General features: G+C 39.3%; 22 protein-coding genes. 11 read left to right on the forward strand and 11 right to left on the reverse strand.

Annotated features, from left to right (window positions below; all coding sequences use genetic code 11):
• The first annotated feature begins 36 nt into the window (after nt 1-36).
• The 6 genes from sppA to trpA all read left to right on the forward strand — a co-directional run bounded on the left by sppA (nt 37) and on the right by trpA (nt 4,390).
• Nucleotides 37-951 (forward strand): signal peptide peptidase SppA, encoded by a 915-nt coding sequence (gene sppA, locus R3D71_04035; protein ID MEZ5690817.1) that lies wholly within the window; start codon nt 37-39, stop codon nt 949-951.
• A 43-nt stretch (nt 952-994) separates the two neighbouring features.
• Entirely contained in the window at nt 995-1,291 is a 297-nt protein-coding gene (locus R3D71_04040; protein MEZ5690818.1) for an integration host factor subunit beta, read from the forward strand.
• Nucleotides 1,292-1,384: 93 nt separating this feature from the next.
• A complete protein-coding gene (locus tag R3D71_04045; protein MEZ5690819.1) occupies nt 1,385-1,699 on the forward strand; it encodes a LapA family protein in 315 nt (104 codons plus the stop codon).
• A gap of 6 nt (nt 1,700-1,705) precedes the next feature.
• Nucleotides 1,706-2,368 (forward strand): phosphoribosylanthranilate isomerase, encoded by a 663-nt coding sequence (locus R3D71_04050; protein MEZ5690820.1) that lies wholly within the window; start codon nt 1,706-1,708, stop codon nt 2,366-2,368.
• Complete coding sequence (trpB, locus tag R3D71_04055) at nt 2,358-3,590, forward strand: tryptophan synthase subunit beta (protein ID MEZ5690821.1); 1,233 nt, start codon at nt 2,358-2,360, stop codon at nt 3,588-3,590. The genes R3D71_04050 and trpB overlap by 11 nt, the downstream gene beginning before the upstream one ends.
• Entirely contained in the window at nt 3,587-4,390 is an 804-nt protein-coding gene (gene trpA, locus R3D71_04060; protein MEZ5690822.1) for a tryptophan synthase subunit alpha, read from the forward strand. The genes trpB and trpA overlap by 4 nt, the downstream gene beginning before the upstream one ends.
• Before the next feature lie 117 nt (nt 4,391-4,507).
• Here the strand turns inward: trpA and R3D71_04065 are convergent, their stop codons facing one another.
• Nucleotides 4,508-4,951 (reverse strand): hypothetical protein, encoded by a 444-nt coding sequence (locus R3D71_04065; GenBank protein ID MEZ5690823.1) that lies wholly within the window; start codon nt 4,949-4,951, stop codon nt 4,508-4,510.
• A 395-nt stretch (nt 4,952-5,346) separates the two neighbouring features.
• Between R3D71_04065 and R3D71_04070 the strand changes: the two genes are divergently transcribed.
• The gene (locus R3D71_04070; protein MEZ5690824.1) at nt 5,347-6,009 is read left to right on the forward strand and encodes a transglutaminase-like cysteine peptidase; all 663 of its coding nucleotides are present in this window, start codon (nt 5,347-5,349) and stop codon (nt 6,007-6,009) included.
• A 39-nt stretch (nt 6,010-6,048) separates the two neighbouring features.
• Nucleotides 6,049-8,256, forward strand: a complete 2,208-nt coding sequence (locus tag R3D71_04075) for an HD domain-containing phosphohydrolase (GenBank protein ID MEZ5690825.1) — start codon at nt 6,049-6,051, stop codon at nt 8,254-8,256.
• Between the two features lie 95 nt (nt 8,257-8,351).
• Here the strand turns inward: R3D71_04075 and R3D71_04080 are convergent, their stop codons facing one another.
• Nucleotides 8,352-8,969 (reverse strand): phasin family protein, encoded by a 618-nt coding sequence (locus R3D71_04080; GenBank protein ID MEZ5690826.1) that lies wholly within the window; start codon nt 8,967-8,969, stop codon nt 8,352-8,354.
• Nucleotides 8,970-9,352: 383 nt separating this feature from the next.
• On the opposite strand from R3D71_04080, the gene R3D71_04085 reads away from it, so the two are divergent.
• Both R3D71_04085 and R3D71_04090 read left to right on the forward strand, forming a co-directional pair.
• A complete protein-coding gene (locus R3D71_04085; protein MEZ5690827.1) occupies nt 9,353-10,348 on the forward strand; it encodes a D-alanyl-D-alanine carboxypeptidase family protein in 996 nt (331 codons plus the stop codon).
• Nucleotides 10,349-10,986: 638 nt separating this feature from the next.
• Nucleotides 10,987-11,217, forward strand: a complete 231-nt coding sequence (locus tag R3D71_04090) for a BrnA antitoxin family protein (protein MEZ5690828.1) — start codon at nt 10,987-10,989, stop codon at nt 11,215-11,217.
• A gap of 103 nt (nt 11,218-11,320) precedes the next feature.
• Here the strand turns inward: R3D71_04090 and R3D71_04095 are convergent, their stop codons facing one another.
• The 7 genes from R3D71_04095 to R3D71_04125 all read right to left on the reverse strand — a co-directional run bounded on the left by R3D71_04095 (nt 11,321) and on the right by R3D71_04125 (nt 15,976).
• A complete protein-coding gene (locus tag R3D71_04095) occupies nt 11,321-11,563 on the reverse strand; it encodes a hypothetical protein (GenBank protein MEZ5690829.1) in 243 nt (80 codons plus the stop codon).
• Nucleotides 11,564-11,602: 39 nt separating this feature from the next.
• The gene (locus R3D71_04100; protein ID MEZ5690830.1) at nt 11,603-12,067 is read right to left on the reverse strand and encodes a hypothetical protein; all 465 of its coding nucleotides are present in this window, start codon (nt 12,065-12,067) and stop codon (nt 11,603-11,605) included.
• 412 nt (nt 12,068-12,479) lie between these two features.
• Nucleotides 12,480-12,770 (reverse strand): hypothetical protein, encoded by a 291-nt coding sequence (locus R3D71_04105; GenBank protein MEZ5690831.1) that lies wholly within the window; start codon nt 12,768-12,770, stop codon nt 12,480-12,482.
• A 42-nt stretch (nt 12,771-12,812) separates the two neighbouring features.
• Nucleotides 12,813-13,562 carry a flagellar basal body L-ring protein FlgH gene (gene flgH, locus R3D71_04110; GenBank protein ID MEZ5690832.1) on the reverse strand — a complete coding sequence of 250 codons (750 nt, stop codon included), beginning with the start codon at nt 13,560-13,562 and terminating at the stop codon, nt 12,813-12,815.
• Between the two features lie 11 nt (nt 13,563-13,573).
• On the reverse strand, nt 13,574-14,392 hold the full coding sequence (flgA, locus tag R3D71_04115) for a flagellar basal body P-ring formation chaperone FlgA (GenBank protein ID MEZ5690833.1): 819 nt from the start codon (nt 14,390-14,392) through the stop codon (nt 13,574-13,576).
• Nucleotides 14,393-14,406: 14 nt separating this feature from the next.
• Nucleotides 14,407-15,192: a flagellar basal-body rod protein FlgG gene (gene flgG, locus R3D71_04120; protein ID MEZ5690834.1), complete on the reverse strand. Its 786-nt coding sequence runs from the start codon at nt 15,190-15,192 to the stop codon at nt 14,407-14,409.
• Between the two features lie 52 nt (nt 15,193-15,244).
• On the reverse strand, nt 15,245-15,976 hold the full coding sequence (locus R3D71_04125) for a flagellar hook-basal body complex protein (GenBank protein ID MEZ5690835.1): 732 nt from the start codon (nt 15,974-15,976) through the stop codon (nt 15,245-15,247).
• Nucleotides 15,977-16,177: 201 nt separating this feature from the next.
• Between R3D71_04125 and dapB the strand changes: the two genes are divergently transcribed.
• Nucleotides 16,178-16,945: a 4-hydroxy-tetrahydrodipicolinate reductase gene (gene dapB, locus R3D71_04130; GenBank protein ID MEZ5690836.1), complete on the forward strand. Its 768-nt coding sequence runs from the start codon at nt 16,178-16,180 to the stop codon at nt 16,943-16,945.
• 356 nt (nt 16,946-17,301) lie between these two features.
• Here dapB and R3D71_04135 read toward each other — a convergent pair whose 3' ends face one another.
• Entirely contained in the window at nt 17,302-17,757 is a 456-nt protein-coding gene (locus tag R3D71_04135) for a hypothetical protein (protein ID MEZ5690837.1), read from the reverse strand.
• 160 nt (nt 17,758-17,917) lie between these two features.
• Entirely contained in the window at nt 17,918-18,634 is a 717-nt protein-coding gene (locus R3D71_04140) for a response regulator transcription factor (protein MEZ5690838.1), read from the reverse strand.
• Nucleotides 18,635-18,661 lie beyond the last annotated feature (27 nt).

Consider the following 18,661-nt stretch of genomic DNA (forward strand, 5'->3'; position numbering starts at 1 on the left):
TTTGTAATTAATTTTTATATTTTCTGGAGATTAGTCATGAGTATTAAGGCGGATTCACTGATAGATCGTCTTTATCTTAAAAAGCAGGTAAATAAGTGGAAAGCTCTGGCTATTTTATTCGCGATAGTTACCGCTTTAGTAGCCGCGCGTAATGTTATAGTGCCTGATTCTAATAAAAAAGGTGGTGATTATATCGCTCGTCTTACTATTTCTGGTTTTGTTGGCGATGATCAAAGAGTTTATGACCTTATCTCAGACATCAAAAATGATAGAAAAGCAAAAGCGGTTATTGTTTGGCTTGATACACCGGGTGGCAGCGCTGTTGGAGGGGAGGAGATTTACACCCGCCTGCGTGAGCTCGCTAAGATTAAGCCAGTAGTAAGCGTAATGCGCTCAGTAAGTGCTTCAGCTGGTTATATGATAGCTCTTGGCGGAGATTACATACTGGCAAGACCGGGTACTATAACTGGGTCAATTGGGGTTGTAATAGAAACAGCGGAAATAACAGGGCTTATAGAAAAGCTTGGAATAAATCCTATTACTATCAAGTCATCACCACTTAAGGCCTCTCCATCTCCATTTGAGAAAGCGAATCCAGCGGCAGAAAAAGTGTTAAAAGATATGATTATGGATTTTTATAATCATTTTGTGGACATAACCACCGAAAGGCGTAAATTGCCCCGTAAAAAAGTGGTTTCTTTAGCCGATGGTAGAGTATATAGCGGCACCCAAGCTGTTGAAAATAAGCTGATTGACGCTATTGGTGGTGAAAAAGAAGCAGTGGAATGGTTAGCAAAAAATCGCAATGTTAACCCTAAATTAACTATTTCCGACGTGGAAATTGAGGAGGAGCACCCATTAATAGACCGTATTATCAATGGGGTAGTTGGTGATTTTTGGCAAAAAAGTAGAGTTAAGCTTGACGGATTACTCGCATTATGGCATCCTTAACTGAATTAATTGCTTTTAGTTCAATAGTTTCTTGGAGATGCCAATGACAAAATCAGAACTCATAATTCGTCTTTCTAAACGTTATCCTCATCTGTATCAGAGAGACATAGAGGCTCTTGTTGATACAATATTTGATAATATATCCGCTACTCTGGTAGAGGGAGGTCGTGTTGAGCTGCGTGGCTTTGGCGCTTTTTCAATACGCAAACGTGAATCGCGTAAAGCTCGTAATCCTAAAAACGGTAATGAGGTTAGCATAGGAGAACGCTACGCTATATATTTCCGTACCGGAAAAGAGCTACGTGAGCGTATCAATAAACCACCTGTAATGATAAGCTAGATAAACCAAATTTTTATTTATATTCCCGCTCTTGTCATAGTAAAAAAATAAGTTTAGACTAAATCATACTTTGATAGGTAAGAGAGGTGTGAAGTGGGATTTATAAAAACATTGTTATTTATTATAGTCAGTATTTTTTTGATAGCGTTTTGCGCTGTAAATAAAGAAATCGTCTCAATTAATCTTTTCCCGTTCCCATATTTAATAGAACTGCCGCTTTTTATTTTTTCTCTGTTATGTGTAATATTCGGCATAATTATGGGTAGTCTTGTCAGTAATATGGAGATAATGAAACTCAGAAATTCTCTAAGAAAAATCAAGAAGCGTTGTGTGATTCTGGAAAATGAGAATAAGTCAATGCGTAGTGAAAGTGAATATGCCAGCCTTGCCATTGAAAAGCAAAAATAAAAATAGATGAGCATTAAGGTAAAAATATGTGGTCTTAAAACCACTGATGACATTGAGGCGATAACACAGGAAGGAGCTGACTACGCTGGCTTTGTTTATCATCACAAATCACCACGTCACATAGAGCTACAAGAGGCGGCTAATCTAGTAAGTAAATTGCCTGATTATATAAAGGCAGTCATAGTAACGGTAAACCCAGATGATGATTTGTTGCGGAAAATATTAGCTATGAATCCTCTGCCTGATTTTATCCAACTACATGGTAATGAATCCGCTGATAGAATAACCAAAATAAAGTCCATATTGCCGGATGTAGGAGTAATAAAAGCAATATCAGTACGTGACAGCAACGATGTTAAACGTGCGAACGAATTTTATGAGTTAGTTGATTTTTTATTGTTTGACGCTAAACCAAAAGATAATAACTCTCTTGCTGGCGGCAATGGGATCAGCTTTGATTGGTCAGTAATGGATGACGATAGCGTAAGAGATAGTATAAAAATATCGTGGTTTTTGTCTGGTGGTCTCAATAAAGACAACGTAAGAGAGGCAATTTTACGGACAAAAGCGAAGATGATAGATTTATCCTCTGGTGTTGAGGAGAAAGCGGGTGTAAAAAGCGCTTCTATGATTAAAGAATTTATGGAAATAGTTAGAAATGAGTCTTGATAGCATTAAAGCTGAAAATAGCAAAAATTTGTATGATAAACCATCGGTTGATGGTCATTTCGGTATTTTTGGCGGAAAATATGTTGCTGAAACCTTGATGCCACTAATATTGGAGGTAGGAGAGGAATATAAAAGAGCAAAAAATGATGAGTCTTTTCATAGGGAAATAGAGTATTATTTGACTCACTATGTAGGACGACCTTCTCCTCTATATTTCGCTCCGCGCTTTACCGAACATTGTGGTGGAGCCAAAATATATTTTAAGCGTGATGAGCTTAATCATACCGGAGCCCATAAGATAAATAATTGTGTGGGGCAGATATTGCTCGCAAAACGCATGGGGAAGGGGCGTATAATAGCGGAAACAGGCGCAGGGCAGCATGGGGTAGCAACAGCCACCGTTTGTGCTCTATTCGGTCTTAAATGCGTAATTTACATGGGTGCTAAAGATATTGAGCGTCAGGCTCCGAATGTTTTTAGGATGAAACTGCTTGGCGCGGAGGTAATTCCAGTTAGTTCTGGTAGTAAAACCCTTAAGGACGCGATGAATGAGGCTCTGCGTGATTGGGTAACTAACGTAAGTGATACTTTTTACTTGATTGGAACTGCCGCCGGTCCTGCTCCCTATCCCGAAATGGTACGTGATTTTCAATCAGTTATTGGTAATGAAGCAAAAAAACAGCTATGGGAAGCTGAAGGTAAGCTGCCAGATAGCTTGATAGCCTCAATAGGTGGAGGCAGTAATGCTATCGGTCTGTTTTACCCGTTTATCAATGATGATTCAGTAAAAATGATCGGGGTAGAAGCCGCCGGACTTGGACTTGATTCCGGTAAGCACGCTGCTTCAATCGCTAGAGGCTCCGCCGGTGTGTTGCATGGAAGCCGGACTTACTTATTGCAAGATGACAATGGACAGATTTTAGACGCTCATTCAATTTCAGCCGGACTTGATTATCCCGGAATTGGCCCTGAACACTCATGGCTTTATGAAAGTGGTAGGGTGGAATATGTATCTATAACCGATGATGAGGCTTTAGAAGCTTTTCAGGTGGTGTCCAAGCTTGAAGGCATAATCCCCGCTCTTGAGCCGTCGCATGCTTTGGCGTATACCGCTAAAATAGCCCCTAAATTACCAAAAGAACACGTTATTATAGTCAATTTATGTGGCAGAGGTGACAAGGATATTTTTACCGTTGCCAAAGCTCTGGGAGTTGAGTTGTGAGCACAGAGCGTATTGAAAACACATTCAAAAAATTGAAGGAGCGGAAGCGCGCAGCTATTATCCCGTTTATTATGGGTTATGATCCTGACGCTAAAACATCAGCTCGTATACTCGCTGCCTTGCCAGAGGCGGGAGCTGATATAATAGAAATTGGAATGGCGTTTTCTGATCCGATGGCAGATGGAAAAACTATTGAAGAGGCTGGTATAAGAGCGCTAAAAGCTGGAGCTAGTGTCTCATCTATCATAGATATGGTAAGCGAATTCCGTGCTAATAATAACACAACTCCAATAATACTTATGGGATATTTTAACCCTATCTATAAATATGGAACGGAAAAATTTTGTAAAGACGCGGTTGGTGCCGGTGTTGATGGTGTTATTATAGTTGATCTTCCGCCGGAAGAGGAGGCGGAGATACGCCCTTATTTGGATTCAACAGGGTTACATTTAATTCGTCTTATCGCGCCAACTAGTGGTAATGATAGGATAAAAACGCTTTCTGCGTCCGCTGGTGGATTTATCTATTACATATCAATAACAGGGATCACTGGCACAAGCTCAGCAAATAGCAAAGAGCTTAAAACCAGAATAGAAAATTTGAAAGCTCACATAAAACTTCCGGTAGCAGTCGGATTTGGGATAAAAACAGCGGAACAGGTAAAAGAGGTGGCGGATTTCTCGGATGCTGTGGTAGTTGGCTCAGCACTAGTTGATAAAATAAATAAAGCTAGTGATGAGGATAAGGTAAATGTGGCAGTGAACTTTATTAAGGACCTATCATTTGGGTTAGGTAAATAGTCTAGGAAGAAGAGTGGTAGGTTAGGCCATCTGTCGTGCTTATCTAGGTGAGGATGGAATATAAAAAAGGAGGCCAAATTAAGCCTCCTTTTTTTATAAAGATAAACCTACTGTCTATTAAAGACGTATAGGTGTTACTTTTTTAGCAGCCATAGAACCTGCGGTTAGTCTAAGACTAGCTTTAGGTTTTGATCTTGAAGGCTTTTTAGCCGCTGATTTTTTAACCAATTTCGCAGCTGGCTTTTTAGCTGCTGTTTTCTTCTTAGCGGCTGGCTTTTTAGCGGCTACTTTTTTAACAGCCGGCTTTTTAGCTGCTGTTTTCTTCTTAGCGGCTGGCTTTTTAGCGGCTACTTTTTTAACAGCCGGCTTTTTAGCTGCTGTTTTCTTCTTAGCGGCTGGCTTTTTAGCAGCTACCTTTTTAACAGCCGGCTTTTTAGCTGCTGTTTTCTTCTTAGCGGCTGGCTTTTTAGCAGCTACCTTTTTAACAGCCGGCTTTTTAGCTGCCGTTTTCTTCTTAGCGGCTGGTTTCTTTTTAGCCGCGGTTTTTTTAGCAACGGTCATAACAAACTCCATTTCGTTATTACATGATATTCACTTACACCGCGCAAATGAATATGCCTTTATTAATAATTGTAAAATATAAATATTTTATTAACATGAAAACTAAGCCTGTATTTTTGTTAGTTAATTTTATGGTCGTTAATAATATGGCGTGTATATCTGGAGAACGCAATGTTACGGCTGTGAAACGAAGTGTGTTCTGTTGTAATTGGCTTTGAGGCTTGGTTGTAGAAAATAATTTATATATAAAATTTTATATTTATTTTATTTTTTTTGTATGTTTTTCCCATAAAAAATAGTTCCACTTTTTTGTTTTATCTGTTGTAAAAAAAACACATTTATTTGCGAATAAAATAGTTTGCAGTGATATAATATTAGTTATAAAAGATATTATCATGATTGGTAATCGCGAATTATTTCCATTTTTTTTTATAAAATTATTGATAGTGATGTTGATATATCCATCACTATCATATGGTAGTTATAGATCATATTTCAATATGAGAGAATCGGTGTTTAGTGACATTACCCCGTTTCCTAAATGGACTGGTATGATAGAGCGTTATTCAGCCCAACTTGAGATGCCAGATAGTAAATGTGGAACTGTTATTTATTACCCATGTACAGTAAAGGATTGGAAAAAGCTGATAGATAACCTACAGGGTGAATCACTCCATACCAAGCTAAAAAAAGTCAATGACTGGGCTAACAAATATCCTTATGTAATAGACCAAATAAACTGGGGAATTAATGATTATTGGGAAACTTTATATGAATTTATAGATATAAGTGGTGATTGTGAGGATTACGCGATAACGAAATATTATTCGCTGCGTGCTCTTGGAGTTCCAGCGAGCAGAATGCGTATAATGATTGTTCAGGATCTAAATCTTGGTGGTATTATTCACGCTGTTCTCGGAGTATATGATGACGATAATAAGTTAAATGTTTTGGATAATCAAATTAAGCAAGTTGTATCAGCGTTAAAGATTTATCATTACCGCCCAATATATGGTATAAACGAAAACAACTGGTGGACATATCAACCTAACATGTAAAATATAAAAAACGTTATTGTGTTATTTAAGGAGATAAAAATGAAAAACACCGTTTTGGAATCAGATGAATTTCTGGAAGATACCAAGTTTTATAATTCTCCATGGTTATATGGTATCGTCACCCTAGTCGTTTCCATTATAATTGGCGGGGTTTTCATGATATCATACTTTAATAATAAGGATTACGCCCGTGACCTACAAAGATGGAAAGAAAGATTAAATCTGGTAGCTGAAAGCAGGGCTAGTGAAATAAATAATTTTATAAATAATAACTTTTCTGAAATAAGAAGTTTAGCCGATAACCCATCTCTTGGAATTTACCTCACTGAACTTAGCGTTATAAAACAGGACGGTAAGAATGGGCATAACAACATAGAGCCATCACAGAAATCATATCTAAGAAATCTACTGCTTTTTACCGCGAAACGTACTGGATTTATTGGTGATAAAAATATTGATAATATACCAGCAAATGTTACGGCAGGCGGTAGTAGTGGTATTATGGTGCTTGACAAAAATAATAATATGATAGTTTCCACACCGTTAAAGGAATCCGTAAGGAATAATATCACGGACTATGCTGGTAAATATAATAAGGCTGAGGATGGATTCATTGATTTAGCGAAGAATAGCGATGGTATTCCATATATAGGATTTATATCTCCGGTATATTCTATTCAAGGTGAACGGAATGAGGAGTCTATTATTGGAAAAGTAGTAGCGATAAAGACCATAGACGCAAATCTATTCAACTTGTTAAAACAGCCGGGTTCTATAGAGAATACTCTAGAAATATTACTGGCAAGAGTGAAGCAAGATAAATTAGAATATATCTCTCCGCTGCGTGATGGTAGCGAGCTACTAGGTAATAATATTGATATTACAACAGATACCATAGATAGTTCCGCTGAAGCTTACCTAGTGAAGTCTGTAAACGACTTTTCTTCCGAACAAAAGGATTATAGAAATCAGGATGTTTTAGCGACTTCTAGATTTATAGATATAGCTGGAGCTGACTGGATATTGATAGTAAAAATAGATAAAAGTGAGGCTTTCGCTAAGAGTGGGGCGTATCGCAGCAGCTTGTCAGCTATTTTCTCTCTTGCTATCGCCATAGTTGTTATGCTGATTATTATCGTTTGGTGGTATTCATATTCACGTCATTCTGTGATAGCGTCAAAATATTTCAAAAAAGTAGCTATTAAAGCAAAAAATCAGGAAAAGCTTCTACGTTTGGTTACTGATAACCAACCGGAAACACTTTATATAGTTGATAATAACCAGACATACTGGTTTGCCAATAAGAAGTTGGTTGATAATTGTAGTATGTCACCTGAAAATATAGTCGGCAAAACAGTAACTGATATTCTTGGAAAAGCTCATAATCGGCATATCGCCAAAAATTGTGAGCAAGCTTTATCAGAAAATAAGACAATATATGATGTATATAAAGTGCCTTCTAAGCAATTTTCTACTAATACAAATAAGGACAGTGACAGCAATAATAGGGATATAATAATACGTTCTGGATATATACCGGTTCCTGAGATACCAGTCAGCACGCTTCCCGAAAACACTTCAGGAGTCTTAGTGGTTGAGCAAGATATAAGTGAAATCCACTACGAAAGAGAAAGAAGGGTATCAATACAAAAACAGCTTATTGAGACACTTTTAAGTTTGGTAGATAGTAGAGATCCTTTCTCCGCCAATCACTCATCTATGGTATCAACGCTTGCTGGCCGTATCGCTAAATATATGAATCTTGATAGCTTGATGGTAGAAACGACCGCTACCGCCGCTAGTTTGATGAATGTTGGAAAAATAATAGTTCCCAAAGACTTGCTTACTAAAAATGAAAAACTAAGTGATTCCGAACGGGAAGTAATCCGTAATTCTATGGATAATATATCTGTTATGTTAGAGAAAATATCTTTTGATGGACCAGTAGCGCAAACATTGAAGCAATGGCAAGAAAAATGGGATGGTACAGGTAGATACAAAATTAAAGGAGAGGATATTTTAATATCAGCGAGAATTATAGCGGTGACAAATGCTTTTATAGGTATGGTAAGCCCACGTTCATGGCGAGAGGCTCTTGATGTAGAAAAAGCAAGTGAGATATTGCTTGAACAGGCGAATAAGTCATTTGATAAAAAAGTCGTTATCGCTCTTATTCATTATATTGAAAATATGGATGGGCGTGATTGGTTGGAAAATATACTAAAAGAAAAGAAAGAGGTAGCGTAGAACGATACGATGGTGTGTATACGCACCCAAAAAAAATCGGGAATCATGATTGATTCCCGATTTTTAAGCTTATTACCTTATGAGGATATATATATTTAAGCGACTTCAGAAAAAGTTTTGCTTAATTGCTCACTTGCCTGAGACATACGCTCATTTATTGGCTCAAGAGCTTCAGAACTAAACTCAAAGAACATATTGCTAATTCTTCCAGACTGATTAAGCAGGCTGTCAAAAGAATTTTTGATAACTCTTGTTTGTAAATCAACCATATCATTTATGGTACGGCAAGCGAAAATATCTTTAGAAAGCTCTACATTCTCAGAGAATGATTTGCTCGCGTACTCAACTATCTCACCACTTACGTCTTTCGCTAAAGAAGCGGTAAGGTTTCCGCATTCTATCGCCGCCTCAACATTGTCACGAGAAATTGTCATCATTTCAGACAAAGACTTATTAATCGCGTCAGCTGATTTTGAGATTTGCTGAGCGCTCTCACGTCCCATCTCAAATGCTTTTTCTTGTACTTTCTGAGCTTCTGAAGCGCCATTTGACAGAAGATCTTTAACTGCCGAAGAGCTGATTCTTACGACATTTTCCGCTGAATCACGAGATGATTCCACAGCTTCTAAGGTGTTTTTAGCTGCTTTACTAGCTGTCGAGCCAGCCACTTTGCTAGCGGACTGCCCAGAAGACTTTTTAGCTTGTTGACTCATAATAATTCTCCATTAACCTATTGTAATTTATTAAATATTAAACGCCTGATATAAATCTTCCGACTAAGAACAATAAAACCAAGCATGACATTATGTCACACTATCATCGGAAAATTCTACTTTGATGCAATGCAACATTATCTGTTCAGAATATAGTTATATTATTATAACGTGTCAAGTGTAGTATATTATTTTACTATCAATCACTACATTTTGGGACAAACTTTAACCATATTTTTGTTTTTATATAATTATATCTACTACGAATCATGAGAGTATCCACGAAATATCAATTTCGTAGAGGTTCCTAAATTCTTTATTCACGAAATTAAATTTTGAACTTCACATTTTTATGTAAAAAATGTACCGTAAATATGTAAATCATGATAAGCAAAAGCGTTTTTATGAAGTTAGCTCTGCGTATACTAATTATAGCCACTATTTTTTTTCTACCGGTATCGGTGTCTACTCCGTTTTACGAGAATGATGCTTATGCTAAACGTAGTAGTTATAAGAAAAAAGCAAAGCCAAAATATCACCGTAAATTTTCCGCCTTAGTAGTAAACGCTAAAACTGGTCGTATTCTATACGAGAAAAATGCGGGTGGAACTCGTTACCCAGCCTCTCTTACTAAAATGATGACTTTGTATCTTACTTTTGACGCTCTTAAGAAAAAAAAGATAACAATGAGTACAAAGCTTAAAGTTTCTAAAAAAGCCGCCGCCCAACCACAAACTAATATATCACTTAAAAAAGGTGATACTATAACAGTGAGGGACGCGATAAAAAGCCTGATAGTGCGCTCAGCGAATGACTCATCGGTGGTACTCGCCGAAAAACTAGGTGGGACAACTTGGAAATTTTCGCTTATGATGACTAAGAAGGCGAGGGCTTTAGGTATGAAAAATACGGTATATCGTAATCCTAATGGTCTGCCTAATAATCAACAAATAACCACAGCTTATGACATGGCAAAGCTTGGCATCGCCTTAAAACGTGATTTCCCAGAATATTACCATTTGTTCAAGCTTACTTCTTTTAATTATGCTGGAGTGCATTATCGTGGACATAACGATGTAGTCAAAAAATATAAAGGAGCCGATGGTATTAAAACCGGATATATTAACGCTTCAGGTTTTAATTTGGTTAGTTCCGCAAGGCGTGGCAATCACAAGATTATTGGGGTTATAATGGGAGGGAGAACCGCTAAGTCACGTGATCAGGCGATGATGAAAATGCTTGATAAAGGATTTGATAAATTGCAAAGACAGCAAGCAAAGAGGCTGTCTGATAAGAAATCTAATAAGAAGAAACCTTCACTACGAACAGCCAATGATAATTATCCAAAAAAACCGGTATTGTCGGCTAGAGCGAATTGATTGGGCTATTATATATCTAAGACGTTTCTAATCAAAGAGAGCATGGTATTTCCCTAAACCCAACCATGGATAAGAAGGAATTCTGTATGATCAAAAAACCGCTCTCCCTAATATATAAGAAAGAGCTTGCGGGGTCTGGTGGATTGCGGAGCAATCCAGTGAAAAGCTCTGCTTTTCAAAACCGGATGCCGTCATAAAGACGGCATGACAGTGTCATGTCCAGTGCCTGATACCTAAATGCAATCGACATGGCGTTAGGCTATAGGGAATAGTGTTTAGGAAACAAGAAACTCGGTCAGCAGACCGAGTGAGTCTTCAGCAATGCCTCATGGGATTTCCAGTAGGAAATACCGGAGGCGAATATAGAAAACACCCCTCACCCTAACCCTCTCCCAGAGGGAGAGGGGATATTATATGATCAAAAAACCGCTCCCCCCTTGCGGGTGGAGCACGCGAAATCAAGTGACAGCGCAGATTGAGCGGAGGGGGGTAGAATAGCAGGCAGACATACACACCCCCCACCAAAAATTGAATCATTACTTTCTTCAATTTTTGACTCCCCCGCAAGGTGGGAGTAGAGTAATAGATCAGGAATATCTTAGCTATAGTTCTGGCTAACAGAAGAGAAAAGGATAGATATGAAAAGCAAATATAGAGGAACAAGGGAAGAAGATAATATTGATGAGTTAGGAGATGCTTTTTTTAAGAAAGCACGTCGTGTTGGTCGCCCCGTTAGCGAACACCCTAAGCAGCCGGTCAAAATTCGTCTTGATGAAGATGTCATTGAAGCCCTACGCGCGTCTGGTAAGGGGTGGCAGACCAGACTCAACGCTTTTCTAAGCGACGCGATAAAAGAAGGAAGATTGTAGTAATAAGCGACTCCCGCTTCCATTACTCCATTTGCTAAAATAGTTTCTTCAGAAGTGAATTGTTAATAAATATCAGCATCTACACTGGAGAAACAAGAAAACTCTATCTTGTTGGCTTATCGTTTTCTTGTTCTTGCTGTTGTTTAATATGTTGCGTAGACTGCTCGTTCGCCGGTGGTGACGAATTAGGTAATTCTCTATCACCGCTATACTTGACACCATGCGTATCCAGATGATTAGATATCCTCTCTATCATCAACTGCGCCTGTTCATTGATCTTTTCATTTAATCTTGATGAATCAAGTATACTATCCAAATTACCACTACTACTAACAGGCGCAGCCATATCTATTACCCCAACTTTATTACAGACTAAAAATATTAACTAACTAAACATCCCCATACCTGGACCACCAATATTCTGCTTCATACCAACATGTGGAGGAGCAAGATCGCCCAAGCTAACATGGCTAACACTAATGCCATTATCATGTGAAATACTGGAGGTTTTAACAGAGCTTGTATCTATGCCAGCAAATCTATGTTTCTCAGGACCAACAGATTTCTCTATCTTCTGTGAATGTCCATCATGTGACAGAGGTGTCGATTTGCTTGGACTCATGCCAACTGCGGCTCCAGCTTCACTCAATTTATTCCCACCCCCAAGCGGCAAAGCCTTAGCTTCCATTCCTCGCACAGCGGCGGTTGCTTTGTCAAGCCATCCTCCAATTGTGTTAGTTAAAAAATCACCAGCAGCCTGTGCACCCTGCTGAACCACCTCGCCAATCTTATCAAAAAGAGGTGTGGTAGAATCCATAAATTGTTTAATATTCTGATTTCCCCAATTCATTTGCCTAATTCCACACAATGCTATCTTTCAAAAAGAATAAACCAATACGCCTTCATCATACCCATCCTGTAATATAATTGCAAAATAAAAATGCGTCAGTTATGTGAAGCTTTTGTTACAGCGGTTTTGGGTTGGTGGTTTTTATCATTATTATTCTGGATTTATTTTTATAATATAACAAGTAATAATATGTTGTTTTTCAAGGATATATGAGGAGCAAGAAACTCGGTCAGCAGACTGAGTGAGCCTTCAGCCAGCGAAGCTGTATCCCATGTGAAAGACAGTAGTCTTTCACGGGGATGAAATATACAATAAACCCTCACCCTAACCCTCTCCCAGAGGGAGAGGGGATATTTGTAAAATGAGGAACAAGAAACTCGGTCAGCAGACCGAGTGAGCCTTCAGCAATGCCTCATGGGATTTCCAGTAGGAAATACCTGAGGTTAATATAGAAAATACCCCTCACCCTAACCCTCTCCCAGAGGGAGAGGGGATATTCGTAAAGATAAGGAACAAGAAGCACAGCCAGTAGGCTGTGCCAGCCCTGAGCTATGTCCCATGTGAAAATCAGTAGATTTTCACGAGGACGAAATATACAATAACCCCTCACCCTAACCCTCTCCCAGAGGGAGAGGGGATATTCATAAAGATGAGGAACAAGAAACACGACCAGCAGGTCGTGCCAGCCTTGAGCACGCCTCATGTGAAAGACAGTAGTCTTTCACGGAGGCAAAATAATACTACTCTAAAACGGCGCTAATATCTCAACTGCTTGATTGCCCCAGCGTGGCTGCTGCATATCGGTGATCTGTCCACGACCACCATAAGATATTCTTGACTCGGCGATTTGAGTAGAGTCAATAGTGTTATCTGATCCTATATCCTCTGGGCGCACAACACCCTTGATGGAAACCTCTCTTATCTCAAAATTTACCCTTACTTCCTGCTTGCCATCTATTACAAAATTACCATTAGGCAATACTTGTGTAATTAGCGCGGCGATTTGTGTCTCTATTTTTTCCTTACGTTTAATACTGCCAAGCCCTTTACTGTTGGTCGCACCGTTTATACTTAATAGCTTACTAACATCGGCTTTTCCTGGTATTAGGCTGAACAGTTTATTCTCAACACCAAATACATTAGGAGCGGCTAGACTGTCGCTGGTATCACGATCTCTTTCGGTCTCGTTATCCAACTCGGCTTTATCCTCAATTTTTATATTTACTCGTAATATATCACCAACTCTTGACGCTCTTTGGTCACGGAAAAACGCTCTCGCCCCTGGTTGCCACAGCGAATTAGCGTATTGCTTTTGGGGAGGAGCGACTTCCGGCATCGGCCAGCTCATCGGCTTATAGTCCGGCTTTATAGTAGGGTCTACTACCTCCGCCATCTTAGGAGGGTTTCCTATCCCATCAAGCTTGTCTAACGTGCTAGAGCATGAGGGAAGAATCGCCAACAAAGGAAGAATAAGAATTTTTCTGGAAACTATCATAATGTCATTCCTTAGTAATTGATATTGGCGCTGGTTTTTATAGATCTGCTAACAGCAAGAGGAGCTATTACATCAACGAGATTGGAGCTAACCACCACCGCGCGCATAGTTTTTTTGCTAGATGAGTTACGCACCTCTATAGTGTCGTTCTTCGCGCCTTCTGTTAAAGCTTCACCGGTTGCTATTATCTCCATATTAGCCGTTTTATAGCGTATATTTACCAGAGAGTTTTTGCTTATCAGGGCAGGGCGGGATATTTCATTTTTTCTTATTGGTCTTCCCGCTGATATGGAGCGGATAGGAGTTTTGCCAATAATATCCGCTATATCTGTTATACTATTACTGTTTATTCTTTTTTGTGGGAAAGATTTGAACTCAATATCGTATTTATTTATAAGTTGCCCGCCGCGTACGGATTTCTTCAGTACCGGCATTTTACTCATAATCATATAGCGACCAGCGATCGGCATCGCGCTATCTACGTCTTTATCACTTACTATAAACATATTCGCTTGCCAGCTTTTGTTATTTTGATCGTAACGTAAGCCTCTTATTTCAACATTTATTGGTTTGTTAGATGAATATAATGGAGTGTGTTTACGGTAATTCATAATGGCTTTTACCGACACACCAGAATAATCTCCTTCCTCAGATAGTGATTTGCTAAGGGAATCACCTATGGCTTTCTCCGCGTCTTGCCTAGTAATGTTGAATATATATGACTCTTTGGACGTGGAGGATTCCTCGTTAGCGGCAAAGGATAAATCCGGTAATATTAAGCAGCAAAAGCAAATAAGCGCTAAAATATAAGATGTATGGTTTTTTATCATATAGCTAATATTGATTATACGCTTTGATTAAGGTTTTGCAGCATCTCGTCCGACTTAGAGATTACTTTACTATTCATTTCATAAACACGTTGCGCGCGAATAAGATTGGTAAGTTCGGTTACAGCGTCAACATTAGAATTCTCTAGGTATCCTTGTAACATCGTGCCAAAGTCATCCTGACCTGGTGTTCCCGTAACCGGCGCGCCAGAAGCCGCTGTCTCTTTATACATATTACCACCAATCGCTTGAAGACCTGCCTCATTGATAAAATTAGCGGTCTGGAACTGACCAAGATTTTGCGGAGTTATCTGGTTAGGGATGACAGCGAATACCTCGCCAGATTCATTTATGCTAATCCCAGTGGCGTTATCAGGGATAGTTATAGCAGGCTCTACCTGATTACCATCAGCGGTTACGATAATTCCATTAGGGCTTAATTGCAGAGCACCGGCTCTGGTATAAGCGAGCTCACCATTAGGTAGTGTCACTTGCAGGAAACCTTTTCCTTGAATAGCTATGTCAAAAGTATTACCAGTATTTTGTAGCGTTCCCTGACTGGTATTTCTGTATACAGCTCCGGTTTTAACACCAAGACCAAGCTGAATACCTGTTGGTACGATCGTGCCGGAGTCAGCGGCGTTTACACCAACCCTTTTTTCATTTTGGTAAAGTAGATCCTGAAACTCAGGACGTTGTAATTTATAGGCGGTGGTATTAATATTAGCGAGATTTTGGGAGGTAACATCAACGTAAAGCTGTTGCGCTAGCATTCCGGTTGCTGCTATGTCTAAAGATCTCATTTTGCTCTCCTTTTATATATTTCTTATATGTTTCCTACAGGTAACTAATATTTTATTGTGACATTTGCGCCCAAGTGTTAGAAGTTTTCCTCTCCAAATCGTAAATTACTTCAATGAATTTCGCGGTGTTTGATACTGAGTTAGATACATCCATCATATGAGTAAGTTCTAATACAGGTTTCACATTAGCACCTGACAAAGCACCTTGCACAACACGCTGCTCACCTTCCAGTTCTGGCTCTATCTCGCTTTTGAACATAGCGCCAGCCAGACGCTCAAGAAGCTGTGGATTGTCAAATTTATAAACACCAATAGATACTAAGTCAGCGCCGTCTACCGATATATTCCCAGCCTCTCCAATAATTATCTCTTTAGCGTTTTCCGGCAACAAAATAGGTTGACCATTATCACTTAATACAGGATTACCATCAGGTGTTACTAATGTTCCAAACTCATCAATCTTAAAACTACCAGCTCTAGTATAACGAGTTCCAAGAGGGGTTTGCACAGCGAAAAAACCATCACTAGCTATGGCAACATCCAGTTTATTACCAGTCGCCTTTATCGCGCCATTTTCCATATTATGATAGGTAGCTATATCATTAGCAAATGCCATGTCATTTTGTACACGTTGGTTTATATCCTTAGTGAGATATGAGTTAAACAGCATATGCTCTGATAAATAACCGGTAGTATTAGCGTTAGCTATATTATTAGCGGTTGCCGACATATCACGGAATAAAGCTAATTGACGGGAAAGAGATATATAAATACTATTATCCATATTATTTTATCTATTCATGAATCGGTTGATAATATACGATGGTGATGAGTAAGCATGAATCATGCCAAACCATAAGATTATGTATAGTAAAGTGAACAAGAAGCATGACCAGTAGGTTATGCCAGCCTTGAGCATACTCCACGTGAAAATCAGCAGATTTTCACGGGAGTGAAATAATTATAGATACAGGAGATAGATATAATGAGTAAGCTTCTTACGGTAGCGATAGCCGGATGTAGTGGACGTATGGGACAGATGTTAGTTGCAGCAGCAAGAGAGCATCAGGAAGTGAAGTTAGTAGCTGGTAGTGTTCATACTATTTCTAATCAGCTAAATAATAATCTTTATGTAACATCTAATCCAGTTGTGCTTGCCGAGAAGGCGGACGCTATAATAGATTTTACCACTCCTGAATCAACAATTGCGCACGCACAGGCAGCAGCAAAACTTGGCAAGACCATTATAATCGGGACAACTGGGTTTAGCGACGAGCAACAGAAAAAAATAAATTCTTATGCTCGTGATACCCGTATTGTACAATCAGGTAATTTCAGTATGGGAGTTAATATTTTAGAGTCACTTGTGGAAAAAACCGCTACCATGCTTTCTGACCAGTACGATATTGAAATAAATGAAATGCATCATAAGCACAAAAAAGACGCCCCTTCCGGCACCGCTATTATGATGGGAAAAGCGGCGGCAAGAGGACGAGAGATAAATTTTGATGAGAAGAAAGTAATAGATAGGAATGGCACGCGCAAAAAAGGGGATATAGGGTTTTCCGTTTCTCGTGGCGGCGATGTTGTTGGAATACATAATGTGATGTTCGCTGGAGGAGGTGAACTTATCACTCTATCACATCAAGGTTTTTCTCGTAATATATACGCTACCGGCGCTATTGCCGCTGTGCTTTGGGCGAAAGGCAAAGCAAATGGTTTATATTCAATGCGAGATGTATTAGGGTTGTAAGCTTGAAGGAATTGAAAAACTGAGTAACAAGAAGCACAGCCAGCAGGCTGTGCCAGCCTTGAGCTACGCCTCATGGGATTTCCAGTAGGAAATACCGGAGGCGAATATAAAAAATACCCCTCACCCTAACCCTCTCCCAAAAGGAGAGGGGATATTCATAAAGGTGAGGAACAAGAAATACAGCCAGCAGGCTGTGTGAGCCTTTAGTGATACCCATCAGTCTTTGCGCTTGCGCTCTACGGCGAGACGAGTGTTAAAATCAGTAGATTTTTACGGGGATGAGATAAAAAATCCCTCTACTACGCTCGGGACGACATTGTAACGCATATGAGTGGAGGAATCTCTAGTAATTAGACTCAAGCCCTACTTATGTTTTGATTCGCTTGCTCTCTTTCATTCTTAATACGCTGAGCGTAAGTTCCTGAGTTTTTATCTGTTGGTACTTGCTGGTCTCTCTTAAAATCACTACCGCTAGCTTTAGACGCTACCTCAGTATTTACATTTTTTTCTGAATTTTTATCAGAAGAAGCTGTTTGTTCCGGTGTTTTTGCTTTATCACCACCGCCGAAAGCTGAAGCCAATCCGTCATATACCATCCCACCAAGTCCAAGAGAAACTACAAAACCTAGCCCAGCACCCCCTATAGCTTTAGATTTTACTCCAGCTTTTTTTATTGCCCCATACGCTGCGCCTAATGCACCACCAATAGCGGTTACTAAAGCAGTTCCAGCTACTTCTTTGCCTATCCACGCGCCAATTTTCTCAATAATTGATTTGTCATTTTTTTTGCTGGTTTCTTCTTTGTTTTCCATCAGATAATTCTTCTTAGTTCGTATGATAAAGCAAACAATGGAAGGATTATAACATACCTATCATCATTACGTTATTACAGTTTTATGACGTTTGTTTATCACAAAAAACCCGCTAACTACATGAATTAGCGGGTTTTCAATAATCAATAGAGATTCCTAATTAAGCCATCTCATTAGCCTCTACGGAAGATTCAGGCACTTGCTCTGGATCTTTTAGAACATAACCACGTCCCCATACGGTTTCAATATAGTTGTCACCACCGGCGGCGGTCGCTAACTTCTTACGAAGTTTGCAAACGAATACGTCAATGATTTTAAGTTCTGGTTCGTCAATCCCACCATAAAGATGATTTAGGAACATTTCTTTGGTAAGGGTAGTTCCTTTGCGTAGAGATAGCAACTCAAGTATACTATATTCTTTGCTAGTAAGATGTAACGGCTTACCATCAACCTCAATCGAACGTGTATCTAGGTTAACGGCTAGCTTGCCAGTACGAATAATAGATTCTGAGTGACCTTTAGAACGACGAACAATCGCCTGAATACGCGCAATAAGTTCATCTTTATTGAATGGCTTGGTAAGGTAGTCATCAGCCCCATAACCAAGACCCTTAATTTTCTGATCAGGACCAGAAAGACCGGAAAGTATCAGGATAGGGGTGGTAACACGAGCGGCACGGAAACGGCGCAATACTTCATAACCATCAATATCAGGCAACATAAGATCCAGAATTATAATATCATAATCATACAACTTGCCGATTTCCAGACCTTCCTCGCCAAGTTGAGTGGTGTCGCAAATAATACCTTCAGATGCCAGAGATAATTCAATCGCCTTGGCGGTTGAGGAATCATCTTCTACCAGTAATACACGCATTTGTGAGTCCCCCTAAAATTACATTAA

The sequence above is a fragment of the Rickettsiales bacterium genome (assembly GCA_041396965.1).
Lineage (GTDB): Bacteria > Pseudomonadota > Alphaproteobacteria > Rickettsiales > SXRF01 > SXRF01.

Excerpts from the sequence above, each read along its gene's own strand:
- R3D71_04135 (MEZ5690837.1), bottom strand. The coding sequence starts at position 17,757 with ATGGAAAACAAAGAAGAAACCAGCAAAAAAAATGACAAATCAATTATT.
- R3D71_04080 (MEZ5690826.1), bottom strand. The coding sequence starts at position 8,969 with ATGAGTCAACAAGCTAAAAAGTCTTCTGGGCAGTCCGCTAGCAAAGTG.
- flgG (MEZ5690834.1), bottom strand. The coding sequence starts at position 15,192 with ATGAGATCTTTAGACATAGCAGCAACCGGAATGCTAGCGCAACAGCTT.
- R3D71_04085 (MEZ5690827.1), top strand. The coding sequence starts at position 9,353 with ATGATAAGCAAAAGCGTTTTTATGAAGTTAGCTCTGCGTATACTAATT.
- R3D71_04140 (MEZ5690838.1), bottom strand. The coding sequence starts at position 18,634 with ATGCGTGTATTACTGGTAGAAGATGATTCCTCAACCGCCAAGGCGATT.
- R3D71_04090 (MEZ5690828.1), top strand. The coding sequence starts at position 10,987 with ATGAAAAGCAAATATAGAGGAACAAGGGAAGAAGATAATATTGATGAG.
- R3D71_04105 (MEZ5690831.1), bottom strand. The coding sequence starts at position 12,770 with ATGAGGCGTGCTCAAGGCTGGCACGACCTGCTGGTCGTGTTTCTTGTT.
- sppA (MEZ5690817.1), top strand. The coding sequence starts at position 37 with ATGAGTATTAAGGCGGATTCACTGATAGATCGTCTTTATCTTAAAAAG.
- R3D71_04095 (MEZ5690829.1), bottom strand. The coding sequence starts at position 11,563 with ATGGCTGCGCCTGTTAGTAGTAGTGGTAATTTGGATAGTATACTTGAT.
- R3D71_04100 (MEZ5690830.1), bottom strand. The coding sequence starts at position 12,067 with ATGAATTGGGGAAATCAGAATATTAAACAATTTATGGATTCTACCACA.
- R3D71_04070 (MEZ5690824.1), top strand. The coding sequence starts at position 5,347 with ATGATTGGTAATCGCGAATTATTTCCATTTTTTTTTATAAAATTATTG.
- trpB (MEZ5690821.1), top strand. The coding sequence starts at position 2,358 with ATGAGTCTTGATAGCATTAAAGCTGAAAATAGCAAAAATTTGTATGAT.
- R3D71_04075 (MEZ5690825.1), top strand. The coding sequence starts at position 6,049 with ATGAAAAACACCGTTTTGGAATCAGATGAATTTCTGGAAGATACCAAG.
- R3D71_04125 (MEZ5690835.1), bottom strand. The coding sequence starts at position 15,976 with ATGGATAATAGTATTTATATATCTCTTTCCCGTCAATTAGCTTTATTC.
- R3D71_04050 (MEZ5690820.1), top strand. The coding sequence starts at position 1,706 with ATGAGCATTAAGGTAAAAATATGTGGTCTTAAAACCACTGATGACATT.
- R3D71_04065 (MEZ5690823.1), bottom strand. The coding sequence starts at position 4,951 with ATGACCGTTGCTAAAAAAACCGCGGCTAAAAAGAAACCAGCCGCTAAG.
- flgH (MEZ5690832.1), bottom strand. The coding sequence starts at position 13,562 with ATGATAGTTTCCAGAAAAATTCTTATTCTTCCTTTGTTGGCGATTCTT.
- flgA (MEZ5690833.1), bottom strand. The coding sequence starts at position 14,392 with ATGATAAAAAACCATACATCTTATATTTTAGCGCTTATTTGCTTTTGC.
- R3D71_04040 (MEZ5690818.1), top strand. The coding sequence starts at position 995 with ATGACAAAATCAGAACTCATAATTCGTCTTTCTAAACGTTATCCTCAT.
- dapB (MEZ5690836.1), top strand. The coding sequence starts at position 16,178 with ATGAGTAAGCTTCTTACGGTAGCGATAGCCGGATGTAGTGGACGTATG.